This is a genomic window from Paenibacillus sp. FSL H3-0321, assembly GCF_038002865.1.
In the GTDB taxonomy this organism is placed as follows: Bacteria; Bacillota; Bacilli; order Paenibacillales; family Paenibacillaceae; genus Paenibacillus_AQ.
In genome coordinates this window covers 5934202-5955276 of sequence record NZ_JBBODH010000001.1, presented here as the reverse complement: position 1 = coordinate 5955276, position 21075 = coordinate 5934202, and the positions used below count along the sequence as shown (strand labels likewise).

General features: G+C 41.9%; 11 protein-coding genes and 5 pseudogenes. 15 read left to right on the top strand and 1 reads right to left on the bottom strand.

Going from position 1 to position 21075, the window contains the following annotated elements; translation table 11 throughout:
- Nucleotides 1-452: 452 nt before the first annotated feature.
- Nucleotides 453-1028, bottom strand: a complete 576-nt coding sequence (locus tag MHI45_RS26700; protein ID WP_052091877.1) for a hypothetical protein — start codon at nt 1026-1028, stop codon at nt 453-455.
- Nucleotides 1029-1436: 408 nt separating this feature from the next.
- Here MHI45_RS26700 and MHI45_RS26695 point away from each other — a divergent pair, with 408 nt between their 5' ends.
- From MHI45_RS26695 to MHI45_RS26625, 15 genes and pseudogenes are all read left to right on the top strand, one after another.
- Nucleotides 1437-1961 (top strand): hypothetical protein, encoded by a 525-nt coding sequence (locus MHI45_RS26695; protein WP_038587455.1) that lies wholly within the window; start codon nt 1437-1439, stop codon nt 1959-1961.
- 420 nt (nt 1962-2381) lie between these two features.
- A pseudogene (locus MHI45_RS35260) lies at nt 2382-2627 on the top strand (ATP-binding cassette domain-containing protein); the annotation flags it as partial.
- Nucleotides 2590-3099, top strand: a pseudogene (locus MHI45_RS26690) (ATP-binding cassette domain-containing protein); the annotation flags it as partial. The pseudogenes MHI45_RS35260 and MHI45_RS26690, both read left to right, overlap by 38 nt.
- 133 nt (nt 3100-3232) lie before the next feature.
- Nucleotides 3233-3751 carry a peroxiredoxin family protein gene (locus MHI45_RS26685; RefSeq protein WP_038587452.1) on the top strand — a complete coding sequence of 173 codons (519 nt, stop codon included), beginning with the start codon at nt 3233-3235 and terminating at the stop codon, nt 3749-3751.
- A gap of 330 nt (nt 3752-4081) precedes the next feature.
- Nucleotides 4082-4570 carry a hypothetical protein gene (locus tag MHI45_RS26680; RefSeq protein ID WP_038587449.1) on the top strand — a complete coding sequence of 163 codons (489 nt, stop codon included), beginning with the start codon at nt 4082-4084 and terminating at the stop codon, nt 4568-4570.
- A 784-nt stretch (nt 4571-5354) separates the two neighbouring features.
- The gene (locus MHI45_RS26675; RefSeq protein ID WP_038587440.1) at nt 5355-6521 is read left to right on the top strand and encodes a cysteine desulfurase family protein; all 1167 of its coding nucleotides are present in this window, start codon (nt 5355-5357) and stop codon (nt 6519-6521) included.
- A gap of 75 nt (nt 6522-6596) precedes the next feature.
- Nucleotides 6597-7301, top strand: a complete 705-nt coding sequence (locus MHI45_RS26670; protein WP_038587437.1) for an ABC transporter ATP-binding protein — start codon at nt 6597-6599, stop codon at nt 7299-7301.
- Nucleotides 7295-11386, top strand: coding sequence for an FtsX-like permease family protein (locus MHI45_RS26665; protein WP_083675958.1), 4092 nt, complete (start codon nt 7295-7297; stop codon nt 11384-11386). The genes MHI45_RS26670 and MHI45_RS26665 overlap by 7 nt, the downstream gene beginning before the upstream one ends.
- A 455-nt stretch (nt 11387-11841) precedes the next feature.
- Nucleotides 11842-12474 carry a hypothetical protein gene (locus MHI45_RS26660; RefSeq protein ID WP_144024501.1) on the top strand — a complete coding sequence of 211 codons (633 nt, stop codon included), beginning with the start codon at nt 11842-11844 and terminating at the stop codon, nt 12472-12474.
- A 107-nt stretch (nt 12475-12581) separates the two neighbouring features.
- Nucleotides 12582-12956, top strand: a complete 375-nt coding sequence (locus tag MHI45_RS26655) for a hypothetical protein (protein WP_144024502.1) — start codon at nt 12582-12584, stop codon at nt 12954-12956.
- An 89-nt stretch (nt 12957-13045) separates the two neighbouring features.
- Nucleotides 13046-14283 (top strand): annotated as a pseudogene (locus MHI45_RS35255) (ISL3 family transposase); the annotation flags it as partial.
- A gap of 404 nt (nt 14284-14687) precedes the next feature.
- On the top strand, nt 14688-16499 hold the full coding sequence (locus tag MHI45_RS26640) for an ABC transporter ATP-binding protein (protein ID WP_038587430.1): 1812 nt from the start codon (nt 14688-14690) through the stop codon (nt 16497-16499).
- Nucleotides 16500-16609: 110 nt separating this feature from the next.
- Nucleotides 16610-17904 (top strand): annotated as a pseudogene (locus tag MHI45_RS26635) (IS110 family transposase).
- Between the two features lie 801 nt (nt 17905-18705).
- Nucleotides 18706-18948 carry a hypothetical protein gene (locus tag MHI45_RS26630; RefSeq protein WP_144024503.1) on the top strand — a complete coding sequence of 81 codons (243 nt, stop codon included), beginning with the start codon at nt 18706-18708 and terminating at the stop codon, nt 18946-18948.
- Nucleotides 18949-19478: 530 nt separating this feature from the next.
- A pseudogene (locus MHI45_RS26625) lies at nt 19479-20822 on the top strand (IS4 family transposase); the annotation flags it as partial.
- Nucleotides 20823-21075 lie beyond the last annotated feature (253 nt).

Sequence of the window (21075 nt, the reverse complement as noted above, 5' to 3'; positions counted from 1 at the left end):
TGTCATACTCCCCCACCGGGAGAACTGACAGGGTCTCCCAAGTTGCAGTGAAGTCATTGTATAGCATGCCTGGCTCTCCGACCCCGGGAGAGCTCATCCCTACTTGCCTTTAACGCATGAATGAGTATGGTCTTCCGTACTTTCGACAACGTCGACCTCTCCGGTTTACTCTTTTCGAGGCTCTATCACTTTCAGGCCTACTATCTGGCTGTCTACGCTTAACGTCTGAAATTACTTCCAGCCGTCCAAGACTCGCTATTGATGGCTTGGCTTTAGCCTTTCCAAGCAGGATTTCCACCTGCTAAACTTCACAACCTAGGCTTGGTCGCACCGAAAGTTGAGTAAATTACAATAAAATAGTTCCGGGAGGTAATTTCTAATCTGCGATGAACCTAGGCACGCTCCCTATGGATGGTCCCTATTCAAGCAGCTTCAACGAAATTAGCCGAAATTCAGTCAACCCATTCGGAATCGGACAAGTTCCAAACTTCCATTGAACCTGCGTTTTTACGATATTCCTTGATTTCACCAGTACTCCTGGCCCTCAACAAATAAAACCATTTGGGATCAAACATAATGGACAATTTATCCGCCCAACAGAGCTTGATTGGTAATTCGCTGTGCAACTTTGCATAATGCCTGCTGTGGTATAAAACCAGTTTTTGATACTCCTCACCAAGCCATCTCTTAACGATTTTAGCACGCACCTCCGGATACCATCCTCCTTCTTCACCGTCCATATTGGGCTTACCCCAATAACCAAGATCGTGTGAGAAGATAGAGATGATCTCCTTCCAGGTTGGCTTGCCATAAAGGTAACACCAAGCTCTATAGACTGTCACAGATGCCAAAAAAACTGATGCACCCCAAACAATAGAATATGGGTACCCACTGGCATAAGCCTTCTTAAGATATTCATATTCGCTCCCTCTCGCCCTCACCCAGTCACGCACCTTCACGAACCACCTAACTATCTTGCGGAAGAGCCAGTCGGCCTCATCCAGGCGCTTCCACTCTTCATCTGTCATACTCCCTTCCTCCTCCATAAGCCGGCCAAAAAAGGCTCCCGGTATATTCCCTCCATAGGGTAGTAATGCCGGCGCCTTTGGCGGTCCAATCGGCTCAGGTGATTATTTCACAATTCATTTAATTAGTGATGAACTATTGATGTAATAACCCCCTTTAAACCCACCTGTATTAATGTTTTCTGTTTTTTTCAATACTTTTTGATATTTAGCGCAGATTAGTTCGCTCTTTCCTTAAAATCAAAACCTCATCAGTCCGACATATTCAGATAAAATTTAACTTATGATTCTTCTTAAGTATTTATTTTACATTTCTCGACATAAAAAGGTAATAAAGACTCATGTTTTTTTCCATTATAAAGTATATTATTTTCTCATGTATCAAATATACATATTTTGGAGGTAAGCAAATTGAATTCCTATATTATATTTTTTGTATTTTTTACACTATTTTTTATTTGTTTATCCATTTCAAAAATGACTATCAGTAATTTTCAAATCCTCGTCCCGATATTTTCAAACGTTTCACAAGTTAAATTAAGGAACAAAGCCAGTAAAGTGGGACAGAATGTTAATGCTCTTTTCCAATTCCCCCTGCGTCTTTTTAATTCTCCATTTATTATAATTATTTCAAATGCAAGCTGTTCAGTATGCTATGAGAATTTGGAACGTCTTTTGAATGAGCATGCCACTGAAAATTTACCACTCACCAGCTTGTTAGGCAGTGAGTCCGAAACACCGCTTAAAGAAAAATTCCATCAGCAGTTTCAAAGCCGAATATCCATTTTTGATATTGAAGATAATTTGCTTGCTAACAATGGCTTTCCAATAGCGCCGTACTATTTATTAGTAGATTCCAAGGGAAATATAATTAAAGGCAGTGCGATTTTCGATTCGGTAGTTGAAGACTGGAGGAGGTTTAGTGGAAAACTCTGAGAAGCGGGGATTAGTTCATGTACTTTAAATTATTTTCCTGGTGCATCAGCTACCTATGGAGGAGCAGAAAAGTCATTATTCATAATAAAAATGAGTACTGAATCAGCCACTTCTGTATTCTACATTTTCACCTCTGTCTTTGTATTAGTTGTAATGAGACGGATAGGGTCGCTTCAGATCGGTGACTTTTTAATAGTCAATCAAGCCCTGAACAATACCCAAACTGCTCTCAACCGGTTAACGGTAATTTACTCAGACCTAAAGGTCAGCCTATTATATCTAAAAGATCTCAAGGTCTTTTTTGACCTGGAGGAGCACCTGGAAGCCGTGTGTTTATCCCCAGAGGAAACTAGCAGTACGGAATATTTATCTCTTCAGAATGTGACATTCCGTTATCCGACTCAGACGGTTTGTACACTAAAGGGTATAAGTTTCTCCATCAATAAAGGTGAAAAAATAGCGATAATAGGCAGCAATGGCTCCGGAAAAACAACTCTTATCAAATGTCTGCTGGGACTCTATAAAGAGTACCAGGGTGAAATCCGCATAATGGGCGAAGATATTAAACATATGCCTGACGATCGCTTAAGAAAAACATACGCTTTTATTTTTTCAGGATTTCTTAAAATTCCCTTATACTGTAAAGGAGAATATATACTTCGGTGATGTTGATAGTGAATCTTCCCATTCCGATAGCAGAGTGATCTCTGCTAGTACGAAGGCGGGAATACACGGAATGATTTCAAATTTACCGGAAAAGTACAACACATATCTGGGGAATTATATCCATTACGGAGTTGACTTCTCTGGAGGGCAATGGCAAAAAACCGCATTAGCCAGAGCTTTGTACAGGCATTCAGATATATTAGTGCTTGACGAACCAACAGCTTCGTTGGATTCAAGGTCCGAGATGGAAGTATTTAAAGAGTTACTTACTAATTCTGAAGATAAAACAGTTATTTTTATATCTCATAGAATTGCTTCTGCCCGATACGCTGATAAGATCATTCTGTTAAAAGAAGGTGAAATCATAGAGCAAGGTACTCATAATGAACTCGTTGCGAAGCACGGAGAGTATTATCAGCTTTACTCCATGGGAGAAGAAATAGAAGTAATGAACGAGACTATCCCCTGTTAAGGAGGACATAAGTAAATGTTTTATATTGTAATTCAGCTTATTCTTGCAGTACCTTCCTATTTCACATTTAAAAAAATCAAAGAAATCGAGCACCTGATGAACAGAAATCAGTAATAAGGAGAGCTTAAATTATATGAATACTATTTTAATGGTATCCAACATATTACTTTGGGTATTTCTAGGTATTATACTCGTTTTTATTTACTTGTTAACAAGAATATTTGTTACTCATATCAATAACTTCAACGAAAACACTGGAAAAAAAGCATTAAATATTGATGATAAGCTACCTAGCTTTAAGGCAAAGGATCAGAGAGGCGGGCTTATATCGTCGGATCAAATAATGGGCAGTGTAACAAAACTGGTCTTTCTAAGTGACCACTGCGGCTCCTGTTACCGGGTACTCGATATGCTGCAGCATGGAACTGGCAGACAGAATTATTTAGTTTTAAAACCAGACAGGCCAAAAGATTCCTCCATGAATATTAATGACAAACAGTACAACTTCCCTTTAATACGTTCTACCCGCTTAATGAATAGTTTCGGAATTGAAAAAGTACCATTAATTGTTTCCTTTAACCAGGGAGGCGTCATTACAGAAATTCATGAATTAAAAGATACAGAAGAATTAACATCTATTCTGGCAGGATAAAAAACCATTATATTTTTGAAAGGAGGTGAAAATAATGGAATTTATTTCAAAAGCGTTAGGTATTGAACCTAGAATACAGATTTGCCAATGTCAGGTAGACGGACCTGAAGTATGCCGTCAAAAAACCTTCTACCTATGCAGTCAATTTACCGGGAATAATTTTTCGGAAACCCTCTTAATTGACTGCACCACACGGGAAGAATGCGGATCTAGATCGAATTTTAGTTGTTGTTAGAATCCTAATTAAGAGCTGTGAGTTGAATGTGTAATTGCCTCAGCTCACAGCTGAATGTGTTATTGTATTTCCAGTAAATTGTATTTGGAGAAGAGATGATTCCAATAATACCTATAATTATTGTTTTTTTTACTTTTATAGTCACCAGTTCTATTTACATCGCCCTCAAGAGACAAAAAAAGAACAGCTCTAATAATTTATTAAGTGACCACGGCTTAGCAATAAATAGCATATTTCCAATGTCTGACAAACAGCAAGTTAATCACGATAGACTTGTGTTATTTCTGTCAGATACCTGTCTCACATGCCTGGAAATCATCAAAAATATAAGTGAGATTAAAAATTCCCTGGCTCCAAAAGTGATCAATGTTTATCTATCAAAAAAAAAACCGGAAAATGAAGAAGTTAAAAAAATGAGACAGCTAGGAATATCTGTTGTTGAATATCCCCCAATAGATGAAATTATTTATAAAACTAAGATTTTTCCCTTTGCCTACTATCTTTCAAAGGATAAGAAAATAATATCAAAAGGTGCCGTAAGTCACCTAAAAGACATCCAAAAGGTTACAAACAATAACACTTGACACTTAAAACCTCTTGAAAGGGCTGGTTTAAAATGTATTTAGACAATGGTCCTGACATCGGATCTATTGTTTTGGATGATTTCTTTACTTTCAAGGAAAAAAACCTCGAAATTAGGAAAGAAACACTATTATTATTCACTTCGATTTATTGCATTAAATGCATACAATCACTTCCTTTGTTAAAGAAATTATCCGACTCTTTTGACCTTATATTATTTTCAAACGGATTATCGCAGGATATTGAAGAAATGATCACTAATTTTAAATGGGGATTCCCGGTAATATCTATCAATGAAGAACATATGGAGAAGCATTTTTCGATTAGAGTCCATCCTTCGTTCATATTAATTAATGAGCAGAGAATGGTATGCAGTACAGGAGTAATCAATGATTTTAGTGATCTAAAATATCTTTCACCACAAAAAAAGTCCCATTCCTTACTCCGTCTTTTAAATAATAATATCCGTTAGGAGGTGAAAAAGATGGATTACATTTCGAAAATGCTTGGGATAACACCCAAAATAGCTATTTGTCAGTGTCAGGTTGAAGGCCCCACTGTATGTATACAGATACTCGGAAACAGATGTGGAACTAATAACTATTTTGATGGTTACGAACAGGTCTTGTTACTAGATTGTACTACCAGAGAAGAGTGCAGTTCCAAGCCTACTTACAAATGTTGCGCATAGCATAGATTTAAATAATTCACGCAAGAACTGCTATGTTTATGGACTAGCAGTTCTCATTATTTTGGAACAAACCTAAAAGGAGGGAGATTGTATTGATGTACTTTGATTATTGTGCATCTACACCTGTTAATCCGGAGGTTCTGGATATTTTTTGCGCGGTGTCTAAAAACATGTATGCCAACCCCTCGTCTGTTCACAAATTAGGGTATCAAGCAAGTAGTCTAATTGAAGAATCCCGAGAGAAGATCTCCAAACTATTTAAGATAGCTCCAAGTGAAATAGTATTCACTTCCGGCGCAACCGAAAGTAATAATTTGGCAATTTTAGGAGTTGTGCGTGCCAGCAGAAAGGTCTTTGCCTCCCCCCATATTATCATATCCGCTATTGAGCATTCCTCGGTATACAGCTGTGCTGAATATCTCAAAAAGGATAATGTTGAGGTTACCATATTACCCGTAGATTCTAATGGTCTTGTATCTATAAAGCAATTAGAAGAATCCTTAAAAGAAAATACAGTTCTTGTGAGTATTATGTATGCTAACAATGAAACAGGGGTAATTCAACCAATCAAAGAAATTGGTGAAATGCTTAAATTGCATAATCAGGTTTCTTTTCACGTCGATGGAGTACAAGCAGTTGGGAAAATGGAAATAGCACTAGGTAGTATCGATCTATTTACATTTTCAGGCCATAAAATCGGAGGTCCTAAAGGTATTGGTGCCTTGATTGTTAAAAGCAACACGGTGATTGCACCTATTATTTGGGGAGGAGGCCAAGAATATGGAATTAGACCCGGAACAGAAAATGTCCCGGCAATCGCAAGCCTTGCCCATGCCGTGGAAATTTGTATATTGGAGCAGCTTTCTAGAACCAGACATTTACAAGATATACATCACTATATTTATAACGAAATCAGAAGCATTCCCGAGCTTGAAATTAATAGTCCTCGGGGTCATTTGTGCGCACCCCATATCTTAAATTTCTCTTATAGAGGTGTCCCCTCTTCTATTTCAATAAATATACTTACACAAAAAGGTATCTTAGTCTCATCACAATCAGCCTGTTCTTCCAAATCAAATAAATTTAGCAGAGTTTTGTTGGCCATAACTAATGATAAGGATATCGCTTCAAGCAGTATAAGGTTGAGTTTTAGTGAAGCTACTACATTTAGTGATGCTGATGTTCTATTACAAGAAATTCAAGACATGGTTAAACAAATTAAAACTAACGGAAAGTATTCATACGCCCATTATTCGGCATAAGTGTTGACGGAGCGCCGGCATAACGTTACTCTAACTTTAAGATATATACCTTTATTTGGGATTGGAGGATATTTTGTGCTCGAAGAACTTGCGGTAACTGGTATCTGTAAATCATATAGGATAGGTGAGGTTGAAACCCCAGCGCTGCAGGATATTACCTTGTCCTTTCGACAGCGTGAATTTACAGCCATTGTAGGTGCCTCGGGTTCCGGCAAATCAACGCTTCTAAGCCTGCTTGGAACACTGGACAAGCCAACGGCTGGACAGGTCAAGATCGGGGACGTTAATGTCTCAACATTAAAGGGGAACCAGCTGGCAGATTTCCGGTTTTCGGCGATTGGACTTGTGTTTCAGCATTTCCACCTGCTACCTACGTTAACCAGCATTGAGAATGTCATGTCGCCCTTCTACGGAAGAAGAACCTCTGTTAATTATAAAGCACGTGCCGAAGCGCTATTGATACAGCTTGGGCTCGCAGACAAAGCCAGGTCTCTGCCCTCCCAGCTGTCCGGCGGTGAACAGCAGCGGGTGGCCATTGCACGGGCTCTAATCAACAAACCGCAATGGCTGTTGGCAGATGAGCCTACAGGAAATCTGGACTCCCGAAATGCCGAGGCCTTCTATGAGTTGCTTCAGCAGCTAAAAACAGAACTCGGATGCGGAATCATTGTTGTCACACATGATCTTCAGTTAGCCGGGAAGGCTGACCGGACTATTGAACTAAGAGATGGACGCGTTATTCAGGAAAGAAATGTGACTACAGGCGGTGCTTTATGCTAAAGCTACTGGGATCATTCTGGTGGGGGAATAAAGAACGGTTCATCGTGCTCCTGATCGGAGTTTTAATAGTTAGTTCAGGTTTAAGCTTCCTTTCGGGATTAACGGAATCGAATAAAGGCACGGTGATGGAGACACTGCAGAATAAATGGCAGGTCTCTTATCATATTCTTGTGCGTCCGCCGGGGACAACTTTAACAGATGAACAAAATCAGCTGATAGAGCCAAACTTGCCGGGCGGAATTTCCGGAGGGATAAGTACACAGCAATGGAATCAGATCAAGCAAATATCCGGAGTAGAGGTAGCCGCCCCTTTAGCGGTAATTGGTTACAGCGATTACGGCCTATCACTGGATGGATATGCCAAGGTAGAAGAACCCGGAATATACAATTCGAAACTTAAAGTTTCGATTAACAACGGTGTGCAGCTTCAAAATACCGAGGATTATAATGTGTACGGGACCTACAAATTCCCTCTTGCTAAAGATATCGCTCAAAAGTTTAGAATTATCGATTATGGAACTAATAACATATTTGTTGATACTGTTGAATACAAATCGTTGCTAGTAGGCATTGACCCTGACGAAGAAAACAAGCTAGTTGGACTAGATCAGGCACTGGAACCCCTGGAGGAAGAAAATAGCCGATATTTCAGAGCAAGTGATACGAGTAAATCAAAGCTTAACGCTCAGTTTCAATCCAGAGAAATTGAATTACCCATACTTGTAAGCCGTAATGTCCTACCCGAGAACGCTACATACACTTTTGAGACAACTCGGTTGGATCTTCCCTTTTCCGCACCAGAGAAAGCTAGTGCAGCTATAGCCAAATTGAACACCGGCGAGGTCAAATCTTTTTTTCAAAAAAGCCCAGTGGCGTCCAAGCAATCACACACATACAGTTCGGAGCAAGTATATCAAGCACTCGTTGCCAACCTTTTTAATCAAAATATGCAAATTCAGGGAATTAGAAGTTTCCAACTCTCTACTCCTTTGAAATTTAAGCCAGTCATTAGCCCTTATACAGATAGATGGCCTATTGCTTACCAACTACAAAGCTATGATTCGCCACGAGCCACAGCGGTTACGGATAGTTCTATATCTAACTATGCAGCTTTCACCGATCAATTCCCTGAGTATTATCGGCCTTTGAAGAAACTGCAGGAAACACAGAACCCAAACAAAGTAGCTCAATTTCAACTGCTCCCGAAATACATTGGCATGTATGATCCCGCCAAGCTACAAATCACCAAAGATTTAGGCAATCTGTTCCCAATGGATACCTATAGTACTCCTACAGCAAAATCTGTACTGAATAAAAAGGGCCTGCCGGTAAATCCTCAGGTGGGGCTCTCGTCGATACATAATCCTCTAGGATTTATGACAAGTCCGCCTACAATGCTGACTACACTGGATGCAGCCGGATTAATTATGGGGGATAAGCCCATCTCAGTTATTCGTGTCAAAGTAACCGGAGTGGTTGAAATTACGGAAACGAACCAGGCGAAGCTGGAGCAGGTTGCAGCAGCAATCCGGGAAACTACCGGATTACTTGCCGATGTTACCTTTGCCTCTTCACCACAATCGGTGCTGATTCAAGTTCCGCCAAGCGGTACACAGACTGACCTCGGCTGGATTGAGCAACAATGGATTAAGCTTGGAACGGCGTTTACCTTGGTAAGTGAAGTAAAGGTCGGTTTTTCCGGTATGCTCGTTCTGATCATGTTCGTAGCAGTAATCTATGTGGCAGTTACGAATCTGGTCTCTTTCCTGGTTCGTAAACAGCAATTTGCTGTCTTGCTCTCCATTGGCTGGCGTTATTCGCAGATTAACCGCCTAATACTTACTGAAGCTGTATTTATTGGGCTGGTTGTTATGCTTGTGACCTGGTCTATAGAATCTTACTTTATTTTTATAGAGGGGCGTCAAATTGCCTTATCGGAATTCCTTGCAGTGGGAGGGCTTGGCTTCTTAATCTATATATTAGGTACCGTAGCACCTATGATTTTGGTGCGAAGAATCTCACCTATGGAATCGCTGCGGTTGGGAGAAACATCGGCTAACGTTCGGCGCGTAACTCCAGTCCGGCATTTGTTTCAGCTCGCTTTGGCGCATTTCACCGGGAAACTAAAGCGCAATGCCTTATCAATTCTGTCCATGACCATACCCGCAACGCTCATGATGTTTCTTGTATTTGTCACGCTACGCCTGAAGGGCACTTTCTATACTTCCTGGCTGGGACAATATGCTGCAGCGGAGATTGGTCCCATGCATTATGTGGCGGTGGTCATCTGCCTGACCATCTCCGTCCTGACCATTGCTGAGATCATGTGGCAAAATGTCACGGAACGCAGTGCTGAAATCTCTCTGCTGAAGGCGATCGGCTGGCGGAAGAATATAATTCGCCGTTTAATACTCTGGGAGGGTATTATTGCGGGAGTCCTTGCAGGCGTGCTGTCTCTGATTCTAGGTATACTGTTCATCACAGGAATTTATGGTCAATTCCCGGGCAAGGAGTTGTGGGTTACCCTACCGGTTGTTCTTGTACCGCTGATTGCAGGTCTTGCCGGCTCCATTATTCCGGCTGAGCTGGCCGCGGGTGCCGGACTTCGAAAAGGCCTGTCCGGCAAGATATCCGCCTCGAAGCTGTCCACGCAGCTGCTTAAAGCCGCTTTGGCCATAACCCTACTCCTAATGCTGACTCTCTCAGCAGCTTCTGTCCAGCGGATATTGCACCCGGTAGACGTTCCCGGTGCGGGTGCTGTCGTAACGGAAACGGAAGATATCAGGATTTCCGAACCTGTTACTGCGCCTGCAAATACAGGCGATTTATCTCAATTTACTCCGCATCCAATAGTGAATGGCAGCAAAGCCGTCTATGATCTTGACCTACAGATGGATGAACAAAGCCAATTTACTGTTAAAGCTATAATCGATGTTACCAATACGTCAGCAGATCACTGGGATCAACTAATGTTCTATATGATCCCCAATGTCTTCACGTTGCCGGATGAACATTATATCTACCGAAAGGATGCCCAGTTTATCCTTAATAATGTACTAATTAACGGGAACAAGACCTCTTACACACTGGATCAGGATTCATTAGCGGTCCCGCTAAAAGACTACCTTGCTCCATCTGCGCACACGAAGGTAGAGGTGAATTATACGTTCACTCTGCCAGAGAAGGGGATCCGCTTCGCTAGAACTGGCCAGAGCTATGATCTGGCCCAGTGGTATCCCATGCTGGCCACCTATGAGAACGGCTGGAACAAACAGCCTTATATCCTGGCTATAGAGTCCTATCATACGGATTTCAGTGACTTCACCCTACATTATAAGCTACCCGGCAAATATCGTGTGATCAGCACGTCTGATCTCGATCCAGTAGAAAGTGTATCAGGTGGTGTATTAAAGGCCGAGCATGTGAAAGAATTCATGGTCAGCTTTACCAAAGACCTGAACCCGGTCAGGCAAATCGTAGATAATACCGAAATCAAGGTCTGGGCGGGGACAGAAGACAAGCCGCACATGGAGAATGCGCTTAAGACTGCCGCAGGAGCGCTCCACTTTTTCAATCAAAACATCGGAACTTATCCACACAAGCAGCTTGATGTTATTTTAGGCGATCGTTTATCGATGGAGTATCCGGGAATCGTTACGATCTATTCAAAAGAAGATATCAAACATGTGATTGTGCATGAGATTGCCCATCAGTGGTTCTATGGCGTTGTCAGCAGTGATCCGTTTCATGACGGCTGGCTGGATGAAGGGATGACTGAACTTGCAACCTCACTGTATATGCAAGATTATTCTTACTCAGAAAGTTTGTATAAACCATACAAGCAATATTCCAACCTTCCGCTCTCTGATTACCAGAATGGGGAAATCGGCACCTCACTCTATGCTCAGCCACCCCTAAAATTTAGGGAGCTCCTTGAACACCGAAAGGATGACGGAACCGATTTTCTGCAGGCTTACTATAAGACCTATCAGTATAAGCAGGTAGATACGAAGGAGTTCGTAGATTTCGTAAAGGCTTATTTCGGGATGGAAGATCAATCTTTTTTTGACGGATGGATAAAATAAGGAATACTCGAAAAGGCGGCTGTCCATTAGATGGATAGCCGCCTTTTCCACACCACGGGACGGACAAGCGGTTGCACGCAGCACGACAGAATCACGATAACCGGATCACATATGTTGTGATCTGATAGACGTTATCCTTCAGCACGACCGATGAAGCCAGCAGCTTCTTGCCAGAAGGACTCCTGCGCAGCGATCGGCTATTTCAATATCTCCGGTAATAAACACACCGTCCTGGTCATCTGCAGCGTTCTTGGCGATCAATGAATACGCCAGCTTGCTGCCATCCGGCGACCGTCCAAGCTTCTTTTGACAACAGACAAATTCAAATGATTAGCAGAGTTGATCCTGAAATTGCAAGACCATTTGAACGATTAAACGATGTGTTAGGACTTTGGTTACAATAAGATTTCGGATTAAATTATCAAGTCACACCTCTACTCGCTCAAATTGGCCCCATGAACCTTAATTTAAACACGATAAAAGAAGTACGCTTTTTACTATGTCAAGACATCATTGGTAAACGAGAAATTCATCCCTTTGAGGCAATGCGAGCTCTCAGATACTTTGTTGGAGCAGAAGCTTATAACGAAACAGGTTTAGTTTTACTATTAAGTCTTGAGCAGATTGAAAAACATGAAGCCTGGAATGATATCTGGGGCTTTACTCTGGTTTGGATAGAAACTCCTTTGCCTGAAACAATGGAATTAAAAATGAAGTTTGCTATTCGTATGAAACAAATCAGCATTTTTAATAGAATAGGCAAATCCGTAAAGGAACTTCTTGATAAAATTGAATTATTATTACTGGTTGCTGATACCCAGGAACCTTTCATTTATGATGTCAGCTTGTATGTTGCAAGTCAGCTTGCCCTTATCTCACCAATAAACGCAAACGCACACATTTTAAGAGCTCTTAGAATCTCCCAGTTAAGCGCCAATAACCAGGAAGATGTTGATCTTATCCATCCAGGTACAATAATTTGGATGACAGCAGCTGGTGTCCAAAATGCATTGCAGCTTGATGACTGGTTAAGTACTCTTCTAAAGTTTTCAGATTTCCAACTATTCTTATATCCCTGGAAAAAATAAGAAAGTGCTCTAAAAAACTCAAACTCAAAATCGTATGGGCCTGTTCTATTAGGAGCACTATTATTGTCTTAGGAGAGTATCAAGATCAATTAACAAGAGCTGAGCAATTGGCGTTATATACTTTAGATACAAGTTTTGATTCATCAGCAGATTCGATTGATTCGATTGATTCAATTGTTCAATTCCCTATAAGAGGCGCGATGGGCGGTCAATATGTCTATAAAGAACAATTTACAGATGCTATCACTTGGCTTTCAAATGCTTTTAAATCATCAATAGATTCATTCCCATATCAACAAGTACACTCATATCTTGAATTGAGTAAGGCTTATGGTTCATTAAACCCTGCACTTTCAACTTACTTTTCTGGGAAAGCAGTCGAAATTTCACAACTATATGATTCTATTCCTAATATCTTACGTATAAAGTCGATTGGAGAGCATATTTTAGCATCTTTGGCTGAAGGAAGTATTAAAAATTGACGAAGTGACCGAAGGATGAAAATGGAAAAACATCTGCTACTCCTGTATTGTTGTAAGTCTCACCGAACAACAACAAAAGGAATAAACAGATGCAGATCCAGTATATCAATGAAATGCTTGACATACCAGAGTTACAAGTTCGCCAGATTCGGTTCATGGCTACCGACGAACTTCACATCGAAGCCATCCCCCGCAGCCATAAACAACGCTGTCCCTTGTGCAAGTCCGACCAAAACTTGATTCGTAAGGGAAGCAATGGTATTCGGACGGTAAGAAATTTGCCAGTGTTTGCGAAAAAAACCTTTCTGCATGTACCTTCCATGCGTTTGTCCTGCACCACTTGCGAAGTCGGATTTGGATGGTTCTATGAATTTGTCGGACCCAAGCAGCGCTACAGCTGGCTGTTTCGTTCCCATACCGTCGAACAAGCGCTGGGCTCAACGGCTACACATAGCGCCCGCATCCAGCAACTACCCGCCAGTACCGTACAACGCATGCATGATGAGGCTGTTCCGGTGGAGTGCCAAACGCATCGAGAAGCACGTGTGGAACGAAGCGAAAGAAATATCCAATCTGGTTTTAGGTGTCGATGATTTTGCCATCCGAAAAGGTCATACTTACAATACCGGTATCCATAATCTCAAAGGCGAGACCATGCTCGACCTGTTGCCGGGTCGAACACTGAACGACTTGCGGGCGTATGCTAACGCTCATCCGAATTCCCTCCTCCTCAACCCCAAAGCGGTCGTCATGGATTTAGCGCAGGCGTATCATACCTGGATCAGCGAGTGCTTTCCTCGCGCAATTCGTATTGCAGATCGTTTTCACGTTCATGGTTATGTGATCGACAGCGTACAAGAGGTTCGAAAAACCGTTCAGCCTACGCTATCCCCACGGGCAAGAGCTTACCTGAAAGCCCATCATCGCTTGCTTAATCCTCCTGCGGAATTGCCGGAAGAGCAGAGCCTGGCGTGACTGGAGATGCCGCTAACCTTCTCCCCGCTACTTCGCAGCGTCTGGGAATGGAAGGAAGCCTTCGCGATCTGGTATGACTGTTCGCCGAGCTTTAGTGCTGCCAAACTAGGATTTGAGCGTTGGTGTGGGCAAGGAGAAAAGATAGACCATTCTGCTGTTCGTCGGACCTTAAAGACGATGCGCAACTGGAACATAGAAATTGTAAACTACCATCAATGCCGATGGGACAAACGCTATGGTGGAAGGTCGTCACAACCGTATTAAAGCCTTCCAACGTCGCCATTACTTTACGCGAAATCGAAACCACTATAAAGCCGGCATTCTCATTGAATGTAACCGTCATCAGATGATGGGTGGATACTCAAGCACTGATTTTGAGATTGAGCCGTTTTTTTCAATACTTTTTGATATTTAGCGCAGATTAGTTCGCTCTTTCCTTAAAATCAAACCCTCATCAGTCCGACATATTTGGATAAAATTTCACTTTTGATTCTTCTAAAGTATTTATTTTACATTTTTCGACATAAAAAGGTAATGAAGACTCATGTTCTTTTCCATTATAAAGTATATTATTTTCTCATGAATCAAATATACATATTTTGGAGGTAAGCAAATTGAATTCCTATATTATATTTTTTGTATTTTTTATTTGTTTAACCATTTCAAAAATGACTATCAGTAATTTTCAAATCCTCGTCCCGATATTTTCAAACGTTTCACAACTTAAATTAAGGAACAAGAAGCAGGGATTAGTTCATGTACTTTAAATTATTATCCTGGTGCGTCAGTTACGTATGGAGGAACAAAAAAAGCCTTATTCTATCTTCAATACTTTTTAGTGTAGTGCTGGGCATTATCCCTTACTTTTCTTTAATCATCAGCAAAAAATTCATAAACGAATTATCGCTATTTATCATGAGCAGCAAGGAAATACCGGGATATTCAAATATAGTTATTTTGTTACTGGCACAAGTTGCAATTCAGACCTTTAGTACAGGTATCGGGTATCTGGATCAGTATCTCGAGAAAAAAAACTTATCCTTACTCGAACAAAAGCTGGTTATTGAAATGACATCCAAACTTAGTAAAATCCCGTTATTGACTTATGATGATCCTGAATTTCATAACCATTTCGGCAGAATCAATACTAATATTTCTGAACGTTTCTGGTCACCCATCAGAAGTATTAAGGAATTCATTAAGACCGTTCTTAGCATTGGTTCATATACTTTTATACTTCTGGCCGTAAGTTATAAATTAATAGTACTGTGCGTTATTGTTACTATTCCACTATTTTTCATCCAGTCCCGACTGGGCAAAAATAAATTCCATTTCAGCATAGAGGTTTCTTCATTAATGAAGGAAATACGCTATATCTATTCAATTCTTACGGACAGAAACTATGCAAAGGAGATGAGGGCATACTCCTTGAATAATTTTTTCCTAAACAGATGGAGTCAAAAATACTTGGACCATACCGGTAGAACTCTCTCTCTGGAGAAGAAGCAATACATAATAAAAATGAGTACTGAATCAGCCACTTCTGTATTCTACATTTTCACCTCTGTCTTTGTATTAGTTGTAATGAGACGGATAGGGTCGCTTCAGATCGGTGACTTTTTAATAGTCAATCAAGCCCTGAACAATACCCAAACTGCTCTCAACCGGTTAACGGTAATTTACTCAGACCTAAAGGTCAGCCTATTATATCTAAAAGATCTCAAGGTCTTTTTTGACCTGGAGGAGCACCTGGAAGCCGTGTGTTTATCCCCAGAGGAAACTAGCAGTACGGAATATTTATCTCTTCAGAATGTGACATTCCGTTATCCGACTCAGACGGTTTGTACACTAAAGGGTATAAGTTTCTCTATCAATAAAGGTGAAAAAATAGCGATAATAGGCAGCAATGGCTCCGGAAAAACAACTCTTATCAAATGTCTGCTGGGACTCTATAAAGAGTACCAGGGTGAAATCCGCATAATGGGCGAAGATATTAAACATATGCCTGACGATCGCTTAAGAAAAACATACGCTGTTATTTTTCAGGATTTCTTAAAATTCCCTTATACTGTAAAGGAGAATATATACTTCGGTGATGTTGATAGTGAATCTTCCCATTCCGATAGCAGAGTGATCTCTGCTAGTACGAAGGCGGGAATACACGGAATGATTTCAAATTTACCGGAAAAGTACAACACATATCTGGGGAATTATATCCATTACGGAGTTGACTTCTCTGGAGGGCAATGGCAAAAAACCGCATTAGCCAGAGCTTTGTACAGGCATTCAGATATATTAGTGCTTGACGAACCAACAGCTTCGTTGGATTCAAGGTCCGAGATGGAAGTATTTAAAGAGTTACTTACTAATTCTGAAGATAAAACAGTTATTTTTATATCTCATAGAATTGCTTCTGCCCGATACGCTGATAAGATCATTCTGTTAAAAGAAGGTGAAATCATAGAGCAAGGTACTCATAATGAACTCGTTGCGAAGCACGGAGAGTATTATCAGCTTTACTCCATGGGAGAAGAAATAGAAGTAATGAACGAGACTATCCCCTGTTAAGGAGCCATTCCTGTAATGAATTAAATTGAGGTTTGAATGAAAAAAGCGCCAGCTGTATACTGGGAAACGTTCCGACCAAAGAACAAATTCCAGCACAGGAGGCACTCAACATGAAGTATAAACAATCGAAGAAACAGAATCAACGGATTACACGAATTTCTGACAAGACCCTTGTCGTAGGCGTAGACATTGCTAAAGAAACCCATGTGGCCCGTGCCATCGATTTTCGGGGGATTGAACTGGGAAAGGACTGTGTGTTCTCTAATACCCGTACCGGACTGGAACAACTGGTTCAGTGGATGAAGGAGCTTCAGCAGGAGCATGCCAAGAGTGACGTCCTCTTTGGCATTGAGCCCACCGGACACTACTGGTTTAATTTGGCCGAATACTTGGGACAGCAAGGGATTCCACTCGTCATTGTCAATCCGCATCATGTTCACAAAAGCAAAGAACTGGAAGATAACTCACCGACGAAAAACGACTATAAGGATGCAAAAGTCATTGCCGATTTAGTGCGTAACGGGAAATATAGCGAACCGAAACTGCCAACAAACCTCTATGCAGATCTGCGGATTCTCATGAATCTTCGCGAGAAGATCATGGTAAATCTGGGGCTGGTGCAAAGACGAATGCAAAACTGGCAGGACCGATTTTTCCCGGAGTACACAGAGGTTTTTAAAGACTGGGAGGGTAAAGCCTCTATTATTACGTTAAGCGAGTTCCCAACGCCAGAAGAGATCGTAGCGCTCGGGACAGAGGCCATTGTGAAGCGATGGAAGAAGGACGTGAAGCGCGCCGTAGGACGAAGCGAGCGGAGCAACTGGTCGAAACCGCGAGAAGTTCCATCGGGCTTACCGAGGGGCTTACCGCAGCCAAAATAGAGATTAAAGCGCTTCTAGAGCAGTACGAAATGTTCGCCAGACAACTCGAAGAAATTCTATTCGAAGTGGAACAATTGCTTGAGCAAATTCCGGGAACGAAAGAGATGCTCACCGTTCCGGGCGTGGCAGTGGTTACCTTGGCGGGGTTCCTTGCAGAAGTAGGAGATTTGAGCGGTTACGAGCATGGACAGCAAATTATTCGGCTGGCCGGATTGAATCTCAAAGAGAATAGTTCAGGAAAGAGAAAAGGAAAGACAGGCATTAGCAAACGTGGACGTGCACGCTTAAGGGCCTTGTTGTTCCGGGCGGTCATGCCCATGGTAGCAAAGAACGCAGAGTTTAAGGCACTACACCAGTACTTTACGACACGAAGAGAGAATCCATTGAAGAAAAAGCAATCCCTGGTGGCCTTGTGTGGAAAACTCATACGTGTTTTGCATACGCTAGGCACCAAGCAACGACCATACAATGCAAACGACGTTTTAGGGCCGGTACGTCAGGCCCAGATTCAGATGGCAGCTTAAGAAAACCAAACTCATTTTTGCTCAATGAAGTAGAAATCACCAAAGACAACAGAAGCACGGAGCAGCCGTAGGAATCAATTCCATAAGGGCAATGACCCTGTTAAGGAGCAAGAAAAACGGCGTCCATCTCTTGAAAGGCAGAACGAAGGAATGTAAGGGCAAAGACCCCGCGTGACATGGGAGGGTAAGCCGTCAGGAGATAGGTGTGGATATCCAAAGTGCGATCACAGCATGTATCTTTGGGTTGGGGATAACTCCCCCACTCACTATTCCTGCCACCGGCTCACCAGAAAATAATGTAATCCTTACATGACTATTCCAGCTCTCGATCTGTCAATGGCTGAAAATCTGAGAATGAGTGAGTAAACAAGAGAAAATATTAATTTATAGTGGGAGGACATAAGTAAATGTTTTATATTGTAATTCCGCTTATTCTTGCAGTACCTTCCTATTTCACATTTAAAAAAATCAAAGAAATCGAGCACCTGATGAACAGAAATCAGTAATAAGGAGAGCTTAAATTATATGAATACTATTTTAATGGTATCCAACATATTACTTTGGGTATTTCTAGGTATTATACTCGTTTTTATTTACTTGTTAACAAGAATATTTGTTACTCATATCAATAACTTCAACGAAAACACTGGAAAAAAAGCATTAAATATTGATGATAAGCTACCTAGCTTTTAGGCAAAGGATCAGAGAGGCGGGCTTATATCATCGGATTAAATAATGGGTAGTGTAACAAAACTGGTCTTTCTAAGTGACCACTGCGGCTCCTGTTACCAGGTACTCGATATGCTGCAGCATGGAACTGGCAGACAGAATTATTTAGTTTTAAAACCAGACAGGCCAAAAGATTCCTCCATGAATATTAATGACAAACAGTACAACTTCCCTTTAATACGTTCTACCCGCTTAATGAATAGTTTCGGAATTGAAAAGGTGCCGTTGATTATTTCTATTAGCCAGGGAGGTTTCATTACAGAAATTCATGATTTAAAAGATACAGAGGAATTAACATCTATTTTGGCAGGATAAAAAACCATTATAATCTTGAAGGGAGGTGAAAATAATGGAATTTATTTCAAAAGCATTAGGTATTGAACCTAGAATACAGATTTGCCAATGTCAAGTAGAAGGACCTACTGTATGCAGGCACGTCTTATTCTCCTGCAATTCAATTCCCGGGGCTGGTTTTTATGAAACCCTCTTAATTGACTGCACCACACGGGAAGAGTGCGGAACTAGACCACTTTATACTTGTTGCTAGTAGAATCCTCATTAACAGCTGTGAGTTGAATGTGTAATTACCTCAGCTCACAGCTGAATGTGTTATTGTATTTCCAGTAAATTGTATTTGGAGAAGAGATGGTTCCAATAATACCTACAATTATTATCTTTTGTACTTTTATACTCAACTTTCGCAGAGTCAAAATCGAGTTGACCCCAAGCCGGGGTTAAGGTGGTGCCTTTTAAGTAAGGGTCTTGCCAACATAGAAAAACACCACTTCATTTGGTAAAGTGAGATTGTCGAAGATCCACTAAACCACAGAAGAGGTGTCCTCCCTATGATAAACCAAAAGTCTTCCTTAGATCAACTCCCACCTGAAATGAGACCGGCCTTTCAGGAGCTTGCTGTACTGAAGCACCTAAGGAAATCAGGATTCAAAAAAGCTTTTGGCTATACCTGTTCCCATCTGTTCATGCTCGTTTTCGTGCTACTCTTCCATCAGAAAAACTGGTTTCGCCTGCTGGAAAGTGCCAAAAGTGAAGCCTTTCCCGGCAAAGATACCGTTTATCGTTTTCTCAATCATAGCGGCTTTGCTTGGCGGCGCTTCTTGACTTCGCTTAGCAGTGACACCGTGCAGCGGGTCGAAACCCTGACTTCCGTCACGCGAACCACCGTGTTCATTGTGGACGATTCCATGTTCGAGCGAAATCGGAGCAAAGCTGTCGAACTGCTCGCTCGTTTCAAGGATCACGCAACAGGGGCCTACTACAAAGGGTTTCGCATGCTGACCTTGGGCTGGTCGGACGGCCATACATTTCTTCCTTTGGACTTCGCCTTGCTGAGTTCCGAGAAGTCCGGAATCACCGGTGTACATCCGGGAATCGACAAGCGCTCTTGCGGTTACAAACGACGGAAAGAAGCGTTGCTTTCCGCCCCGTATCTGGTCTCCGAACTGCTCGATCGGGCCATTGCTTCTGGGGTTTCTGCGGCTTACGCACTCATGGATAGCTGGTTCACGCATGCCCCCCTAATCGGGCGGATGGTTGAACGGGGTCTCCATGTCATTGGCATGGTGAAAAACGACAACAAGCGGTATCTCGTTCATGGCAAGCAGGTCGATCTCAAAGGTCTTTACCAAGCCGCCCCGCGCGTCCAGGGGAGGCACCGGACTATTTTGCGCCAGATTCATACGGAACTGGTTTCCGGTATTCCCGTCGTCGTGGTTTTTGTCCGCCATCGCTCCAAGAAAAACGAGTGGCTCGCGATTCTGTCGACGGATCTGACGCTGACAGCACCGGAGATCATTCAAATCTACGCGATTCGCTGGGACATCGAAGTCTTTTTCAAATGCGCTAAACCCCTGCTGCGCCTGCAAAAAGAGTTTCAGGGCTGCTCCTACGATCTGCTCATTAGCCATACAACGATTGTCTTTTCCCGCTATATTCTGCTGGCCTGGCAGCATCGGCAAAGTACGGATCAACGAACACTCGGTGGACTCTTTTATTTGCTTTGTGATGAAGTCGGCTCCTTGGACTGGGCGGTGGCTTTACAACAACTGGTGGAATTGATGAATGAAATCGCCAATCAAGTCGGCAAGAAACTATCCGCCATGATTAAAAGTCAACTCCAGCACTGGATCTCCGCTCTGCCCAACTATATCAAGGCTTATCTGCCGATTTCAGGCTGGTCGAGTAGACGTGAACCTCACGACTCACGCCCCTCACAGATCCGTACGTGCCCAATTAAGGCATACGGCTCCTCATATCATCTTTCGCAATACTGCATAGATTATCCGTATATGTTCACGTAGATTTTAGGTTCCGGTAAAGGATTACGCTGCAGGAAAAGGTTATATTTATCTGCCGTGAAACTCCTTCTCTGGCTTCTGCGATTCAACCATTTCAGTAACGTTTTAGATATCTGGAATTTGTATA

Coding starts and splice junctions, on each gene's coding strand:
- MHI45_RS26700 (WP_052091877.1), bottom strand. CDS start 1,028: ATGACAGATGAAGAGTGGAAGCGCCTGGATGAGGCCGACTGGCTCTTC.
- MHI45_RS26685 (WP_038587452.1), top strand. CDS start 3,233: ATGAATACTATTTTAATGGTATCCAACATATTACTTTGGGTATTTCTA.
- MHI45_RS26680 (WP_038587449.1), top strand. CDS start 4,082: ATGATTCCAATAATACCTATAATTATTGTTTTTTTTACTTTTATAGTC.
- MHI45_RS26675 (WP_038587440.1), top strand. CDS start 5,355: ATGTACTTTGATTATTGTGCATCTACACCTGTTAATCCGGAGGTTCTG.
- MHI45_RS26665 (WP_083675958.1), top strand. CDS start 7,295: ATGCTAAAGCTACTGGGATCATTCTGGTGGGGGAATAAAGAACGGTTC.
- MHI45_RS26660 (WP_144024501.1), top strand. CDS start 11,842: ATGAACCTTAATTTAAACACGATAAAAGAAGTACGCTTTTTACTATGT.
- MHI45_RS26640 (WP_038587430.1), top strand. CDS start 14,688: ATGTACTTTAAATTATTATCCTGGTGCGTCAGTTACGTATGGAGGAAC.
- MHI45_RS26630 (WP_144024503.1), top strand. CDS start 18,706: ATGCTGCAGCATGGAACTGGCAGACAGAATTATTTAGTTTTAAAACCA.